A 14,832-nucleotide genomic window follows, 5' to 3' on the forward strand; every position below is an offset into this window, starting at 1 on the left:
ATCAACATTGCGAGGTACCTGGACCGGCGAGCCGCCGCGTAGTCGGAACCCGTGAACAAACAGAATTGAAGCGCCCTGCCACATTCCCGGACCCACCGAGGCCGCGAACGCGCATCGCCAGAGGTCACTTCTTCACCGGAAAGTAGACTAGCGCCCCCTGCGATTGGCGCGTGCGCTACGGAGCTGGCGTGATCACGAGGCGTCTGAAGTCCCCGTCGCTGCCGGTCCAGCGCCTACCTCACCACCCCTGAGCTGGCCTGATCGCTTGACCTCGAGAGTGGGCGCAGTGGCATCGTCAACATAGGCCTGCAACCGGCCAGTAGACACGACAACGCGAAGAACGACCCAATCGTTGGGTCCGACTGACGTGACAGGTCTGGCGACCGCCGCCCATTTGTCGGCATCGAAGTCGCGACGACGCCTGTCGCGCTCGTGCTCGGGCATCGTGATGTACTGCACCGTCTGGTGTTTGAGGCGCAGATCCGCGATGCGAAACGTGTACGGTCTCACGTACACGGCTTCGTACGTGTTGTCGTCCGCGCGGTGGAACGCGACGCCGACGAACGAACACACGCGACGGTCCTTGCCGCGCAGCTCGATGTCGATGGTCCCGTGCTGGAAGTTCGTGCCTTCAATCCAGGCCACCGTGTATCCGTCACGACCTGGCAGGTGCACCCCATCTCGATCAGGGAGGGTCGTGATCGAGCTCGAGCCCCTGAACAGGAATCGCTCCAGGAATGACTGGCTGCCGAGCCGGAACCTCTGCTCGTCGAAGGCACGAGCAAGGTCTATCGTCTGTTGGACGGTGATGGGCCCGTCCTCTCTGGACGGCTGCTTGTCGCAGGCGGCTGCCAGGGCGAGGGCCGAGACGACCGTCAGGCGCCATCGGAGCTGTCGTGAAGTCCCGCGCATGAATCGCCCTTTCGGCGGCGAGGCTCGCGTCGCAGGACGACGCCTGACACGCCGCCCAGCGCGTGTTCTTACTTCCGCGCGGCTCTCATCAAAGGCCCCTGGCCCTGCACGGTCATCTGGAAAATGCCCTTCTCGTCCGGGGCGAACGAGATCACGCTGGTGACCGGACCAGCGGTGATGAAGCTCGTGTCCGACGTCGGCTGCATGTCGACCTTGGGGCTGTTCGCGAACTGCATCTTCAACACGCCGTCCTCGAGCGTGACCGTCATGACCAAAGGCGGCTGCCTCGGACCACCGAGCGGCAGCGCGAACGTGCCGACGTACCGGGGAAGCAACTCCGGCGCGATCGTCACGATCGGCGGCAACGGCGGCGGGCCGGGGAATCGCGGCGCCGGCAGCGGCGGCACCGTTCCACCCAGCTTGAACGCCCAGAGGTTGTCGCCCGGCTGCGAGTTCATGTACTGGTTGCCGCCCGCCAGAATCGCGACGTACTGTTCGCCGTCGACTTCGTAGGTGACGACGGGCGCGTCGGCGCCGGCACCGGTCTGAAACGACCAGAGCACGTTGCCGTTCGTCGCATCGTGCGCGACGAGCAGGCCGTCGGCCTGACCTCGGAAGAGCAGGCCGGACGCCGTGCTCAAGACCCCGCTGCCGCCGCCGCACTGAAACGGCAACGTCTTCTGCCAGACGATCCGGTTCGTCGTCGGATCGATGGCGTTGAGCGTGCCGGCGAACCGCGTCCGGAACGGAAAGCCGTCGAACGTGTTGACGTCGAAGCTGTTGGCGCGATGGCTGGCGCAGAGGTACAGCAGCTTCGTCTGCGGGCTGTAGCTCATCGGCGCCCAGGCGAGGCCGCCGTTCGTGCCGGGAGCCGTGGCGACCCGCTCGTCCCAGAACGGCGTGAACACGCAGCCCGACGGATACCAGGCCGGGATGCCTTCCGGGCAGAGCGGCACGAACGCGTCGCCAATCGGGAACGGCTGGGTCTTCGCCGTCTTCTGTTCGGGCTGCTGCGTGACGGGCTTCTCTTCGATGCCGATGAGCGGCCGACCGTTGGTGCGATCGAGGATGTACATCATCCCGGTCTTGCTGCCGTGCATGAGGATCTTGCGCGGGGCGCCCTGATACGTCACGTCAGCCAGCACGGGGCTGGCCGGGCCGTCGTAGTCCCACAGATCGTGATGCACTTCCTGGTAATGCCACTTCCGCTGGCCGGTCTTCAGATCGAGCGCGACGATCGAGCAACTGAAGAGGTTGTCGCCGCCTCGCTTCGAGCCGTCGGTGTCGGGCCACGGGTTGCCGGTCGTGATGTACACCACGCCGAGCTCCGGATCGATCGCCGGATGCGTCCACACGGGCGCGCCGCCGCGCTGCCACGAATCGCCTTCCCAGGTGTCGTGGCCGAGCTCGCCGGGGCCCGGCACGGTGTAGAACTTCCACACTTCGCGGCCGGTCTTCGCATCGTAGGCGCCGAACTGCCCGCGAACGCCCTGCTCGCCGCCCGCGACGCCCATGTAGACCAGACCGTCGTAGTAGACCGCCGCCGCGTTCGCGAACGACGGTCCGCCCCCGGGCGCTGTCTTCAGCTCGGTCTGCCAGACGAGATCGCCGCTCTTCTGATCGAGCGCCAGGAGCGTCGTGCCGAACGACGCCGCGAAAACCTTGCCCTCCGCCACCGCCACGCCGCGGTTGAAGTGGTTGTCGGGCCCGCCGACGGGCCCGCCGCCGCGCCCGATGTCGCCCTTCGGATACTGCCATTTCACGGCGCCGGTCCTGGCGTCGCGCGCGGTGATGTGACCGGCCGCCATGTACATCACGCCGTCGACGACGATGGGCGTCGCCTGCATCCAGAGGTTGGGCTTGCCGGGCTCGACGTGCGCCATCCACGCCCCGCCGAGCCGCGCGACGTTGGCCTTGTCGACCCTCGTCAGTGCCGAGTAGCGCGTGTTGGCGAGCGTGCCGCCCACGAGCGGGAAGTCCTTGCCCGGCGGCGTTTCCCACTTGATCTGGGCTGACAACCCCACGGTGAGACACGTGCCGACCACGAGCGTGCCGAGGTACCCTGGGCGCATGTTCGGTTCTCCTCGCGTCAGATGGCGACGGGTGGATGATTAGACACTGCGAGGCACGATTCGGCCCGGCTCCGGGTCGGCATCGGGGCGGTTCCCGCGATCGACGGCACACCGCTCGCGGTTCGCATGTGTCGGGTCAGGGCCTGGAAAGAGGCCACCAACGCCCGCATCGTCGTCTACGCGTCCTCGACGATGCGCGCTCGCCAAAGGGCGAAACGGAAACGCCGATCGAGACCGCCTTGGAGCAAAGGTGATGAGGATCAGGTTCCTTGGACGACGGCCGCCGCGTGCTCGCCAACTGTTCGGGGCCGTGCGCTCGACGTCAATCCTCGTCGTCCCGAGCTGGGTTGAGGTGAAACGATGGGTTCGTTCGTTCGAGTCGCGGCCATCCTGTGCGTCATGACCGTCGCGCGTCCGGTCGACGCGCAGCAGGCTGACGTGCGGCCGGCGCCGGCACGCGTCGACCGCCAGGTCTTCCTCGGTCGGCTTCCGGCCCCGACGTTCCCGACAGATGACCGCTGGCGAGTGCGCGTCGTCCGCCAAGCCCCGCGAGATTCGATTCGGGACGGCGCGCTCATCGGCGCGGCGCTCGGTGCTGCGTACGGCGTCGTGGTCGTGAGCTACCTCAGCGGATCGTCCGACAGCGTTGGCGCGGCGGGGAACACACGAATCATCCTGGGCTCCGCCGGGATCGGCCTCGCGGCCGGCGCGCTGATCGATCGCCTCCGGTAGCCGTCTTCGCCAACGGAGCCAGACCAGCGCTGCTATTGCTTCAGCGGGTGAACGTTCGGACGCGACACCGGCGGCGCGATCTCGACCGTCATCCACTGACCGTTCACCTGAGCGGTGAGCTTGCCGAGGAGCATGCCGTCGTGAGTGCCGGTCTGCACGAAGCGCACGGCGTAGCCCGGGTCGTTCGACGGCTTCTGGGCGGCCGCGCCGAGCTGCGCCGCGGCGACGAGCGACAACGCCCACAAGGAAACAAGAACCAGCTTTCGCAGAGACATGAGCCCTCCACGGGGTTGGACGCGCGGTCTGGACGTACGGCTTGGCGCGCCGCCGCCGGCCGGTGCGCCGTGCGCCGGCAGCCTTCACCGGCGCACCTCGTGCGCAGGACTGACGACGACGGCAGGCGTTGCCCTCGGGGCGGGACGTCTGCCGCGCGCCGCCGAGGCCGCCCTCAGAGTGTGACCGTCGTGAGCGCGTCCCGGCCCGTGACCGTGGTCCATTCGCGCACGCGCCAGCCGGTGACGAGGCCTTCAGTGACGTAGGGATCCGCGCGCGCGAAGTCCTCGACCGTCCGCCGATCGGCCACCTTGAAGACGAGGACGCCGATCGGCGGGCCGTCGTCCGTGCAGGCGCCGGCGAGGAAGAGATCGCCGCGATCGACGGCCGCGCGGGCGTGCACGAAGTGCGCCGGGCGAAGCGCCGTGCGCCGGTCGAGGTAGTCGGCGACGTAGTCGTAGAAGAGCAGGAAGTGCTTCACGCGTGATCCTCCAGCCGGGTCAGATTACCGCGAGGCCGGGCCGGCCGCGCGGCGGCGTCGCCGTTCGGGCGGCTCGCGGCCCGGGCGTATGATCGAGAGGATGCCGCGACACGCAGGCCGGTCCGCGCTGCGTCTGCTCCACTACGTCTGGCCGCTCGCGCTCGGTTGGTCGGCGTCGGTCGTCGTCCACCGCGCGACGGGACGCGCGCCGAGCGCACCGGGCCTCGTCACGTTGCTGTCAGGGATCCTGGCGGCCTACACCCTTGACCGGGTCTTCGAGCCCGGAGTGTCGCGCGCATTGCGCGGCGTCCTGGCGGTCATCGGGACGGCAGCCGCGGTGCTCTGCGGGCTGGCGGCGTGGCGGTTGCCCGTCGAGACGTCCGCGATCGTGCCGGTGCTGGCCGTCGCGTCGCTGTTCTACGCGCGGCTGAAGCGCCTCGTGCTCACGAAGACGTTCGCGCTGCCGCTGATCTGGACGTGGGCCTGCCTCGCGTTGCCCTTCAACGACGGCACGTGGCTGGGCTGGCGCGCGCTCGCGATTCCGGTCGCCCTGCCGCTGTTCCTCCTCATCAGTGCCGGCTGCCTGCTGTGCGATCTCAAGGACGAGACGCGCGATCGGGAGGCCGGCGTGCAGAGCGTGCCGGCGATGTTCGGCCGATCCGCCACCGTACGAATCGCGATCGTGCTGGTGCTCCTGGCAGGCGGCGCGGCCGTCGCCGAAGAGCGCCCCGGGCTGCTCGTGAGCGCGCTCGCCCTGGGGCTGGCCACGACCTCACCCGCGCTGCTCGCCACCGACGCGGCCGGACCGCTGCTCGTCGACGCCATCCTGACCCTGCCCGGCATCCTCATCGCCGCACGCCTGGTCTAGTGCCGTCTCGAGCGGTGAGCCGTGAGTGAGACCTGAGAGCTCCAGATCAGCACGTTGCGACTCGATCGCCACCCCGTTGCAGTTGCCGCAGGGCGATTCGCACCACCCGTAGCTCGACCCGGTGACGGCATTCGCGAACGTCGCATCCACGTGAGCAAGCGCCACACGTCCGAACACCAGCACCGGATGTCGCGAAAGCGATCGATGAAGTAGGCGACGCGCGAGCCCGCGGTCACCGGAGCATGGCGCGCAGCACCGAGACGTTGGGTCAGACAGCGCGGCACGGATCGCTGCGGTACCGGATCGCCGACCACGAGCACGCGGATCGCGGCGGCACACTGCCGGCACGATGCCGGCGTACCGACCGGAGCGGCCGCCGCATCCACGGTGCGTCGCCGCACACATCCGATCCCGATCGCTGCAGTCACGAACGCGAAGATGGTCGCTTCTCCGAATGCGGCCTCTAAATCACTGACGCCTCGCAACTTACGATCTGCAGGTCCATGTGCGGCAACTTCAGCGCCCCGAAGCGGTTGCCGCAGCGCCCCGACACGGTTGCCGCAGCGCCTCGACGCGGTTACTACAGTGCGCCGACACGGTGCCTGCAGCCCTCGACACCATGGCTGCAGCGCCTCGGCGCCCGAGGTGCCGTCTGCGCGGCGGCTACGGCATCAGCCACGAACGGTGACTTGCGAGCCGCGCAACTTTCAGATCAATTCAGCGAAACCTTCAGGACTTTGCCCCCGCAACCTTGCGACGATGCCGTCGCCCCACAGGAGGGGGCTCCGATGACACGCACACAACGGTACAAGCACGAGATGTTGGTCAGGGTCAGGGACTTCGGGATCGCCCATCGCGATCGGTTTCCGGGGTCGAGCACGGGCGGGGAGTTGTTCGATCAGGTCGCGGCGGTGGTGCAGACCATCGACGCGCACCTGCGAGGACGGCTCCTCGGCGAGACCGGAGGGCGACGGATCTCGCCCCGCACCCGCGCCCTCGTCCGCGCCCGGATGAAGACGATCGCCCGGGCGGGGCGGCGAGTGACGCGCGAGGAACGGCGTCCCAACCCGTTTCGCCTGCCGGCCCGGCGCACGCTGAAGGTCGACGTCGCGACCGCACGCGTGTTCGTCGAGGAGGCGCGCACGCGGGAGGAGGCGTTCGGCCGGTTCGGCCTGCCCCAGTCGTACTTCAGCGCGTTCGCGGCGCTGGTGGACGAGCTGGAGCAGGCGATCGACGCGCGCCTGAGCAGCAAGACGGTGCGGGGCCACGCGAAGGCGGGGGGCACCGTCGCCGTCAGGCAGGGGCTCGAGCTCGTCCGCGACCTCGACGTCATCGTCGAGGTGGCCACGCAGCAGGATCCCGCGCTCGCCGACGCCTGGAAGACAGCGCGGCACATCGAGGGACAGGGGACGCCGGTTTCGGCATCCAACCCCGTCCCGATGCCGGTCGCGCCGCCGATCCCGGATGACGCGTCGCGCGGGGGCGAGGCGGCCTCGCCGCCCGCGAGCGTAGCCGGTTCGGTGACGACGGCCGGATCCGGGACGCACGCGGCGGCTGACACGCCGCCAGACGGAGAGCTGCGGAGGGCGTCATGAGATGCCGGCGCCGAACGCGGCAGTAGGAGAACACCGGGTTCCCGCAGAGGACCGCGGGAACCCGGTGCCTTGTCTCGACAGCCCCAGAGATGCTCGTCCACGTCTCTGGGCCTGCCTTCTGGACGATTCGTCCTGCTTGGTGCGAGAGAGAGCCATCGAGTGCGCGCTGGAACCATCGGAGCGCAGAATGGTCAATCCAACGGCGGGACCCCGATGGCCTTGATCCTCATCTGTCTGCTTCTATCGACGACGGCCTCGGCTCGAGGAGCGCAAGACGTCATTCCAGAGCAGGTGGTCGCGAACATCCAGGCCGTCGCCCGGCAGACCGGCCTCGGCAAGTTCATGGGCATTCCCGCATTGGAGAACGGCGTCCTACACGCCAGACGGATCTTGCGTGTGCGGGACGAGTCGCCGCGGCCGGAGTACTTGGTCGTGGAGCTGGAGGCGTTGAACGGCACTCCAGTCGCGCGTGTGGGCATCACTGTCGGCGGTGTGATTCGAATCGCCGAGCCGATGAATGGCACGGCGGAAGGAGGCATATCGATTCTGCGGCCTCTCGTCCAAGTTCATACGGAGAAAGGCTCTCTGTACTTCAACTCCCGCGGCGAGGTGTTCGCGGAAGTGGGGTCAGAGATTGCGAAGGAGTTCCCGGGCCCTCCGGTACCGCAAAGAACGACACCCGGACTCAAGGCGCTTCAGCGGCTGTCGAGCTGGTAGATGAATCTGGACGGAGTGTCAGCTTCCAGGCTGGCGATGAGCACTGCACGATTGCTGGAGGCGGCTGCGCGCGACGGCGTTCAGGGCCCCGCCGCGAGGCCGGTGCACAGATAGTGACCGGCCACGCGCTCCCCGCCGGCACACGGTTCGGTCTGAATCGTGATCGCTTTGTCGCCGGCGTCGCGTGCGAGCCGCTGGTACTCCTGGATCCGGACGACGTCGGTCGAGGCGATCTTCACGCGCTCGCCGGTCAGAAACGTCAGCTTGTAGGCGCGCCAGTAGCCGGCACGGGCCACCGTGGTGCCGCGCGCTACGAGCGCATCGGCGAGCACGCGGATCTCGTTGGGTTCGCGCCCGCCGCGGTACCGCTCGTACAGGTGCAGGTGATCGACCGCCGATCCTCCCGCCAGGAGCGCGACACAGCCGGCGGCGGTCAGGCGGATCCATCGAGGTGCCGCCACGAACAGCAGCGAGGCCGCGCCGACCGGAAGATACAGCGCGAGCAGCATGTAGCGATCCTGGAAGAAGTCGGACGGGCGAGTAACGACGTAGCTCGCCATCGCGACGAGACCCACGCCGAGGAGAAAGACCGGCAGACCGGCGCGCGCGCAGCGTGAATCGGCGCTCGCGTGCGCGGCGGCGCGTCGCGTCCACCACCGGCAGCGCGCGAGGACGCCCGACGCGCAGACGGCGGCCGCGGCCAGCAGCGCGGCCAACGGCCAGAACAGCCACTCGTGTCCCTGAACGGCAATCGATCCGCGGCGCAGGCGCCCGCCCACCAATCCCGGCATGTGTTCCAGCAGCATCGTCGTCACGCGATCCGGCAGCTCGGTGGCGACGAACTCGATGCGTTCGGTGACGGCTCCGACGCCGGCCGCGGCGTCGAGGCGCATGCCGCGCGTGCCCGGCCCGAGCGGATCGGCCAACGGCCTGAGCGCCTGTCCGGCCTGCCACGTGGCGAGCGCCGCGGCGCCGGCGACGAGCCAGGCACGCAGGCGCGGTGCGCGCCAGAGCGATCCGTCCCAGGCTTGCTGCGCGAGCAGCACCGGCACGGCGTACGCGGTGAACTCCCGGTGCAGCACGCCGACGCCGAGCACGCCCCCGAACCAGAGCGGCCGGTTCCTGAGCAGCCACAAGAGCGGCACGTAGAGCAGCGGGCCGACGTTGCCCGCCGCTTCGAGCAGCGTTGCCGCGGTCTCGGGCGGCACGAACGCCAGCGGCACGACGGCCGCGAACGACTCCGCGGGCGTGAGCCCGGCGTGCCGGTGGAGGGCGACGATCACGAGGGTCACGACGATGAGGTTGCTCGTGACGAGCGAGGCGTGCAGCGCGCCGACCGTCGGCCCGGCGAGCGCGAAGAACGGCACGGCGAACCACGCGTCCACGGCGAGCATGTAGGTCTGCCCGTAGCAGAAGAGCGGGAACGCACGCCCTTCCATGAGGTGCTTCGCCATCAGGCCGAAGACGGCTTGATCCGAGTCGAAGAACGCCTGCTCGTACGCGAGGTAGACCGCGCTGCGCGCGACGACGAGCGCCCAGGCGAGCGCGAGGGCGACGAAGAGGCCGCGGCGATGCGCCAGGAATGCAGCGGCGCGGCTAGGCACGTGCGAGCGCCTCGGCTTCGGCTTCCCGGGCGCGGCGGCGGCCCCGGTCGACGTCCACGTTGGCGACGAGAACGGCGCCGAGCACGAAGAACACGACGAGCGAGAGGATGGCCGGCCGGCTCGAGCCGGTCAGCGAGAGCACGGTGCCGAAGATCATCGCGCCGAACGCGCCGCCGAACCGATCGCACACGCCGAAGATGCCGAACAGCTCGCCCGCCTTGTGCCGTGGGGTCATCGCCGCGAAGAGCGAGCGCCCCAGCGCCTGCGCTCCGCCCTGCACGGTGCCGACGAGAAACGCGAGGACGAAAAACTGCGTCGCGGTCCGCAAGAGGAACGCGTAGACCGAGATCCCGCCGTAGACGGCCAACGCGATGAAGAGCGCGCGGCGGGCGCCGATCCGGTCGGCGAGCAGCCCGAAGCCGAACGCGAACGGCACCCCGACGAACTGCACCATGACGAGCGCGCCGATCAGCGCGGACGCCGAGATGCCGACCTCGTCGCCGAACGTCACCGCCAGGCGGACGATCGTGTTGATCGCGTCGTTGTAGACGAGAAACGCGAGCAGCAGCAGTCCCGCGTCGCGATGGCGCCGGAGATCGCGGATCGTCTCGCGCAGGCGGCCGAACGCCAGGCGGAGCGCCGGCTCGCCGGGCCGCTCGCCGGCCTCGAGCGTCGCGGGCGGCTCGGGGACGCGGCGGAACAGCGGGATCGAGAAGAGCACCCACCAGACGGCGACGGTCAGGAACGACAGCCGCACCGCCGTGCTGGTGTCGGCGAGGCCGAACGCCGACGGGCTGGCCATCATCGCCGCGTTCACCGCGAAGAGCAGGCCGCCGCCGAGATAGCCCATCGCGAACCCGGCCGTCGAGACGCGGTCGACTTCGGCCTGGCCGGCAATGCCCGGCAGGAGCGCGTTGTAGAAGGCCAGCGTCGCCATCACGCACACGTTGCCGATGGCGAACGTCGTCAAGCCGTACAGCCAGGCGCCCTCGCGGATGCCCGCCATGGCCGCTGTCGCGATGGCGCCCGGCACGAGGAAGGCGGCGAGGAAGAGCTTCTTGCGCCGGCGATAATCCGCGACGGCGCCGAGCACGGGGCCGGTGAGCCCGACGAGCACGACCGACGCCGACGTCGCGAACGCGAAGCGCGATCGCGCGACGTCGGCGGGGAGGTCGCTCGCCGCGACGCGGACGAAGAACAGCGGGAACACCTGGAGGATGGTCGTCATCCAGGCCGAGTTCGCCACGTCGTAGAGCGCCCACGCCCGGAGCTCCCGCCGGTGGAGGCCGAGCCGATCGAGCAGGGACGCGTAGCGCATCGCGGTGAGCCGTCCCGCGTATGTTAGAGCGTCACGAGCGCGGAACGATCGACCGGCGCGTCGTGGGCGTCGACGCGCGCGCTACAGGTTCGCGAGCAGCAGGTCGTAGACCGCCTGCACGCCCTCGTAGTTGTCGCCGGCGCCCTCGAACTCGATGGAGTAGAGCCCGTTGTACTTCAGCTCTTTCGTCAGGTTGATCGCCGCCACCAGGTCGTAGCGCGGCGGGTTCAGCATCTTCATGTGGCAGTTGCCGCCGTGGAGCGGAAGCAGCACGCGCATGCCGGCGTGCTGGAACGCCTGGTCGCCGCCGAAGTTGCCCACGTCCGGATTCGACCAGGCGCCGGTGGCCTTGATGGCCTCGGCCATGACCTCGTACGCGGGCCGGCGCGGCGGTTCGCCCGGCTGCAGCGCGGGGCCGTTGCCGCGCGTCTCCATCGTGATCCGGATGTTCTTCGTCTTCGCGTACGCCGTCATGCGGCCGAGCGCGTCGATCGCGACCTGCTTCGTCTGATCGGTGAGCGGCCCCTGGTTGATCATCACGCGGGGCGATCCGAGGACGACCGCGTGATCGACCCAGCGCTTCGTGAGATCCACCGCCTGCGACCGCAGGATGGGATCGGGCGACGAGATGTTCATCGTGCTGAGCTCGAGGTTGATGTTCGACACCCGCGACTTGGCCTTGGCGAGGCGCGCGCGGAAGTCGTTGAAGTACGCCGTCTCGGTCGACGCGAAGTGGCCGTGCTGCACCTCGACGTTGTGGACCTTGTAGCGATCGGCCAGCATGTCGGGCATGTCGAAGAAGTCCAGCACGCGATCCGGACTCGACGGCGCGTTCGGCACCTTGAGGATCCGCTGGAAGCTGTAGGTCATGATCGCGAGCCGGTCGAGCTTCGCCTGCGTGGCGGCCGGCGACGACGCCTGCGCGAACGCCTTGCCCGCGGCGCCGAGCGCGAGCGCCGATCCAATCAGAAATTCACGACGTTCCATGGGCCGTTCTCCGTGTAGCGGGTGTGTGGTCAGCGTGATGATACACGGTCGCCCGCGCGGCGAGTGACGCGCAGCCGCTTCGCCCACGCTCGGTGCGGACGGGCGCCGCCCGCCACCGCTTCCGGGACGAGCCCCGAGTTCCGGCATACTTGATCGGATGCCTCCTCGCGCCGAGCCGCCGCTGATCGCCCTCCAGGGCATCTCGATGGCCTTCGGCCACCTGCCGCTGCTCGACGATGCCGCGATGCAGGTGGACGCGCGGGAGCGGGTGGCCGTGATCGGCCGCAACGGCACGGGTAAGTCCACGCTGCTGAAGATCCTCGCCGGCGACGTGGTGCCCGATCGCGGAACCGTGTGGCGGCGGCCGGCCGTGCGCGTCGCGCGCCTCGAGCAGGACGTGCCACTCTCCACCGGCCGGCGCGTGTTCGACGTCGTGGCGGACGGCCACACCGGCCACTCGACGGACGACGAGGCGTGGGTGCGCGAGCACCAGGTGGACCAGATCCTGTCGCGGCTGGGCCTCGCGCCGGACGTGATCGTCGAGACGCTGTCGGGCGGCTGGCGTCGCCGCGTGCTCCTCGCGCGCGCGCTCGTCGGCCAGCCCGACGTGCTCCTGCTCGACGAGCCGACGAACCACCTCGACGTCGACGCGATCACCTGGCTCGAGGAGCTCCTGGCCGGCTATGCCGGCGCGGTGCTGTTCGTGACGCACGATCGCGCCTTCCTCCAGCGCCTCGCCACGCGCATCGTCGAGCTCGACCGCGGCCGGTTGACGTCCTGGCCCGGCGACTACCGGACGTACCTGCGGCGCAAGGAGGAGGCGCTCGCGGCCGAGGCGGCGGCGCACGAACGGTTCGATCGCAAGCTCGCGGAGGAGGAGGCCTGGATCCGGCAGGGGATCAAAGCGCGCCGGACGAGGAACGAGGGGCGCGTGCGCGCCCTCCAGGCCATGCGCGTCGAGCGCGCGTCCCGGCGCGAGCAGGTGGGGCGCGTCCGGCTCGAGAGCGTGATGCAGGATGCGCGGGCCGAGCAGACCGGCCGGGTCGTCTTCGACGTGGACGACATCAGCAAGTCGTACGGCGGCACGCCGGTGGTGCGGCACTTCTCCATGCGCATCGTGCGGGGCGATCGGATCGGCGTGATCGGCCCGAACGGCGCGGGGAAGACCACGCTGCTCCGGATGCTGATCGGCGCGCTGCCGCCCGACGAGGGCGAGGTGCGTGCCGGCACGAACGTCCGCATCGCCTACTACGATCAGCAGCGCGAGCAGCTCGATCCCGAGCGCACCGTCGTCGACACCGTCGGCGGCGGCAACGACACCTTGACGGTCAACGGCACGTCGCGGCACGTCATCGGCTACCTGCGCGATTTCCTCTTCCCGCCCGAACGTGCGCACTCGCCGGTGAAGGCGCTGTCGGGCGGCGAGCGCAACCGCCTGCTGCTGGCGCGGCTGTTCACCGCCCCCGCCAACGTGCTCGTGCTCGACGAGCCGACGAACGACCTCGACGTCGAGACGCTCGAGCTCCTGGAGGAGCAGATCGCCGAGTGGCCCGGGACGATCCTGCTCGTCAGCCACGACCGCACGTTCCTCGACAACGTCGTCACCTCGACGCTCGCGTTCGAGGGTGACGGCCGGGTCGTCGAGTACGTCGGCGGCTACCAGGACTGGCTGCGGCAGCGGCCCGCGCCACGGACATCCGAGCCGCCGGGTGACACGGCGCCCCCGGCCCGATCGCCGCGGCCGGCCGAGAAGCCGAGAAGGCTGTCGTACAACGAGCAGCGCGAGCTCGATCGATTGCCGGCTGCCATCGAGGCGCTCGAGACCGAGCAGCGGCAGCTCAACGAGCGCATCGGATCGCCGGACTTCTACAAGGAACCTGCCGGCGCGATTGCCGCCGCGCTCGCACGGCTGGGCCAGGCCGGGCGGGAGCTCGACGACGCCTACGCGCGCTGGCACGAGCTGGAGACGGCTTACGACTCGAGCCGTAAAGTCTGAGCCGTACGCCGGCTCATCATCCTCGTCCACCAGACGAAGATCGCCACGTTCACCACGCTGAGCCACACGGTCAGGTCGATGGCCGTCCAGTCGCGGCGGAGGAGAATCGGCCAGCCTTCGCCCAGGCCGTAGAACACGTACAAGTTGAGCGCCACCATGGCTGAGAGCGCAATGAAGGGCCGTCGCCAGGCGGGATCGACCGCGGCGGCGAGGCCGGCGAGCGGTACGGCGAGGAAGAGGTGGTTCTCGTGGACCTGCACGCCGAACATCGTGTAGGCGTACACGCACCAGGCGCTGGCGGCGGCCGTCGTGGCGAGATCCGCGCGCCGGCTCGCGCGCCAGGTGCCCCAGGCCCAGCAGAGCAGCACGACGGCCGTGGCGAACGGCCGCGGATTCGAATAGAGGCGCGACCAGTCCGTGATGCCGAGGATGCGGACGGTGAGCGTCAGCGCGCTCGACAGCGCCATGTCGTTGAGCGAGTCCACGACGCGCGCGTACCACGTGGCGATCCACCAGACGTTGAGCGCGTTGCCCGACAGCATGTCGTGCGCGCCAAGCCTCGCGAGCGCCTGCACCATGTTGGGCAGCGCGCCACGGACCGCAATTGGCGCGAGGATCGCCGCGGTCGCGCCGACGCCGCCGGCGAGAAACGGCAGCAGCGGCCGCGCGCGCCGGTCGCCCGAGGCGGCGGCCGCAACCGCGAGCACCGGCACGACGAACACGGCCTGCGCTTTCGTGAGCACGGCCGCGGCGGCGAAGGCTCCGGCGAGCGCCGGCCGGCCGCCCGCGAGCGCGAGCACCGCGAGCACCGCCGGCACCGCCATTTGCGCGTCGAGGTAGCCGAGCACGGCGCCGCCGAGCACGACCGCCGGGTTGAGCCAGAAGGCGAGCGCGGCGTACGTCGCGGCGCGGTCGCCGAGCACGCGCCGGCCCCAGGTGAGCAGCACGGCGACGAGCAGGATCTCCGCCGCGAGGCCCGGCGTCTTGATCAGCATCGTGAGCGCCGGCGAGTCGTCGAACAGCGGATCGATGCGCTGGTAGATCTTGCCCATCGCGCCGATCTCGTAGAGCGCGAGCGGCGGGTACTCCGTGGTCCCCTGCATGCCGCGCCACTTGAGCAGCCGGCGCTCCGGCGGCGTGCCGCCTACGCCGTACAGCCCGGTCGTGTCGGTGGCCCCCGCGAAGCTCCAGATCTTCCAGGACGGCACGTCGACCATGCCCGGCTGCGGAAGCGCCAGGACGCGGATCACGCCGCCGGCGAGCAGCGCGATGATGAG

The 14,832-nt window shown here is 69.7% G+C and carries 13 protein-coding genes; 5 read left to right on the plus strand and 8 right to left on the minus strand.

What is annotated here, in order from left to right; genetic code table 11:
* Positions 1 to 192: 192 nt before the first annotated feature.
* Both IT184_16540 and IT184_16545 read right to left on the minus strand, forming a co-directional pair.
* The gene (locus tag IT184_16540) at positions 193 to 645 is read right to left on the minus strand and encodes a hypothetical protein (GenBank protein ID MCC7010419.1); all 453 of its coding nucleotides are present in this window, start codon (positions 643 to 645) and stop codon (positions 193 to 195) included.
* A 335-nt stretch (positions 646 to 980) separates the two neighbouring features.
* Positions 981 to 2,984, minus strand: coding sequence for a PQQ-binding-like beta-propeller repeat protein (locus IT184_16545; GenBank protein MCC7010420.1), 2,004 nt, complete (start codon positions 2,982 to 2,984; stop codon positions 981 to 983).
* A gap of 360 nt (positions 2,985 to 3,344) precedes the next feature.
* Between IT184_16545 and IT184_16550 the strand changes: the two genes are divergently transcribed.
* Positions 3,345 to 3,716: a hypothetical protein gene (locus IT184_16550; protein ID MCC7010421.1), complete on the plus strand. Its 372-nt coding sequence runs from the start codon at positions 3,345 to 3,347 to the stop codon at positions 3,714 to 3,716.
* 32 nt (positions 3,717 to 3,748) lie between these two features.
* On the opposite strand, the gene IT184_16555 is transcribed toward IT184_16550, so the two are convergent.
* Both IT184_16555 and IT184_16560 read right to left on the minus strand, forming a co-directional pair.
* Positions 3,749 to 3,991, minus strand: a complete 243-nt coding sequence (locus IT184_16555; GenBank protein MCC7010422.1) for a hypothetical protein — start codon at positions 3,989 to 3,991, stop codon at positions 3,749 to 3,751.
* 173 nt (positions 3,992 to 4,164) lie between these two features.
* Positions 4,165 to 4,470 carry a hypothetical protein gene (locus IT184_16560; GenBank protein MCC7010423.1) on the minus strand — a complete coding sequence of 102 codons (306 nt, stop codon included), beginning with the start codon at positions 4,468 to 4,470 and terminating at the stop codon, positions 4,165 to 4,167.
* Between the two features lie 100 nt (positions 4,471 to 4,570).
* Here IT184_16560 and IT184_16565 point away from each other — a divergent pair, with 100 nt between their 5' ends.
* From IT184_16565 to IT184_16575, 3 genes are all read left to right on the plus strand, one after another.
* Complete coding sequence (locus tag IT184_16565; protein MCC7010424.1) at positions 4,571 to 5,338, plus strand: UbiA family prenyltransferase; 768 nt, start codon at positions 4,571 to 4,573, stop codon at positions 5,336 to 5,338.
* Positions 5,339 to 6,126: 788 nt separating this feature from the next.
* Entirely contained in the window at positions 6,127 to 6,933 is an 807-nt protein-coding gene (locus IT184_16570) for a hypothetical protein (GenBank protein ID MCC7010425.1), read from the plus strand.
* A 213-nt stretch (positions 6,934 to 7,146) separates the two neighbouring features.
* The gene (locus IT184_16575; protein MCC7010426.1) at positions 7,147 to 7,650 is read left to right on the plus strand and encodes a hypothetical protein; all 504 of its coding nucleotides are present in this window, start codon (positions 7,147 to 7,149) and stop codon (positions 7,648 to 7,650) included.
* Positions 7,651 to 7,730: 80 nt separating this feature from the next.
* Here IT184_16575 and IT184_16580 read toward each other — a convergent pair whose 3' ends face one another.
* The 3 genes from IT184_16580 to IT184_16590 all read right to left on the minus strand — a co-directional run bounded on the left by IT184_16580 (position 7,731) and on the right by IT184_16590 (position 11,559).
* Positions 7,731 to 9,254, minus strand: a complete 1,524-nt coding sequence (locus tag IT184_16580; protein ID MCC7010427.1) for a hypothetical protein — start codon at positions 9,252 to 9,254, stop codon at positions 7,731 to 7,733.
* Positions 9,247 to 10,572 carry an MFS transporter gene (locus IT184_16585; GenBank protein MCC7010428.1) on the minus strand — a complete coding sequence of 442 codons (1,326 nt, stop codon included), beginning with the start codon at positions 10,570 to 10,572 and terminating at the stop codon, positions 9,247 to 9,249. Before IT184_16585 ends, IT184_16580 begins: the two co-directional genes overlap by 8 nt.
* Before the next feature lie 81 nt (positions 10,573 to 10,653).
* Positions 10,654 to 11,559, minus strand: coding sequence for a hypothetical protein (locus tag IT184_16590; protein MCC7010429.1), 906 nt, complete (start codon positions 11,557 to 11,559; stop codon positions 10,654 to 10,656).
* Between the two features lie 157 nt (positions 11,560 to 11,716).
* Here IT184_16590 and IT184_16595 point away from each other — a divergent pair, with 157 nt between their 5' ends.
* Positions 11,717 to 13,555 (plus strand): ATP-binding cassette domain-containing protein, encoded by a 1,839-nt coding sequence (locus tag IT184_16595; GenBank protein ID MCC7010430.1) that lies wholly within the window; start codon positions 11,717 to 11,719, stop codon positions 13,553 to 13,555.
* On the opposite strand, the gene IT184_16600 is transcribed toward IT184_16595, so the two are convergent.
* On the minus strand, positions 13,531 to 14,805 hold the full coding sequence (locus IT184_16600; protein ID MCC7010431.1) for a hypothetical protein: 1,275 nt from the start codon (positions 14,803 to 14,805) through the stop codon (positions 13,531 to 13,533). The genes IT184_16595 and IT184_16600 overlap by 25 nt on opposite strands.
* Between the last annotated feature and the right edge of the window lie 27 nt (positions 14,806 to 14,832).

The organism is Acidobacteriota bacterium (genome assembly GCA_020853395.1).
In the GTDB taxonomy this organism is placed as follows: Bacteria; Acidobacteriota; Vicinamibacteria; order Vicinamibacterales; family SCN-69-37; genus JADYYY01.

Coding starts and splice junctions, on each gene's coding strand:
- IT184_16545 (MCC7010420.1), bottom strand. CDS start 2,984: ATGCGCCCAGGGTACCTCGGCACGCTCGTGGTCGGCACGTGTCTCACC.
- IT184_16550 (MCC7010421.1), top strand. CDS start 3,345: ATGGGTTCGTTCGTTCGAGTCGCGGCCATCCTGTGCGTCATGACCGTC.
- IT184_16555 (MCC7010422.1), bottom strand. CDS start 3,991: ATGTCTCTGCGAAAGCTGGTTCTTGTTTCCTTGTGGGCGTTGTCGCTC.
- IT184_16565 (MCC7010424.1), top strand. CDS start 4,571: ATGCCGCGACACGCAGGCCGGTCCGCGCTGCGTCTGCTCCACTACGTC.
- IT184_16570 (MCC7010425.1), top strand. CDS start 6,127: ATGACACGCACACAACGGTACAAGCACGAGATGTTGGTCAGGGTCAGG.
- IT184_16575 (MCC7010426.1), top strand. CDS start 7,147: ATGGCCTTGATCCTCATCTGTCTGCTTCTATCGACGACGGCCTCGGCT.
- IT184_16585 (MCC7010428.1), bottom strand. CDS start 10,572: ATGCGCTACGCGTCCCTGCTCGATCGGCTCGGCCTCCACCGGCGGGAG.
- IT184_16590 (MCC7010429.1), bottom strand. CDS start 11,559: ATGGAACGTCGTGAATTTCTGATTGGATCGGCGCTCGCGCTCGGCGCC.
- IT184_16595 (MCC7010430.1), top strand. CDS start 11,717: ATGCCTCCTCGCGCCGAGCCGCCGCTGATCGCCCTCCAGGGCATCTCG.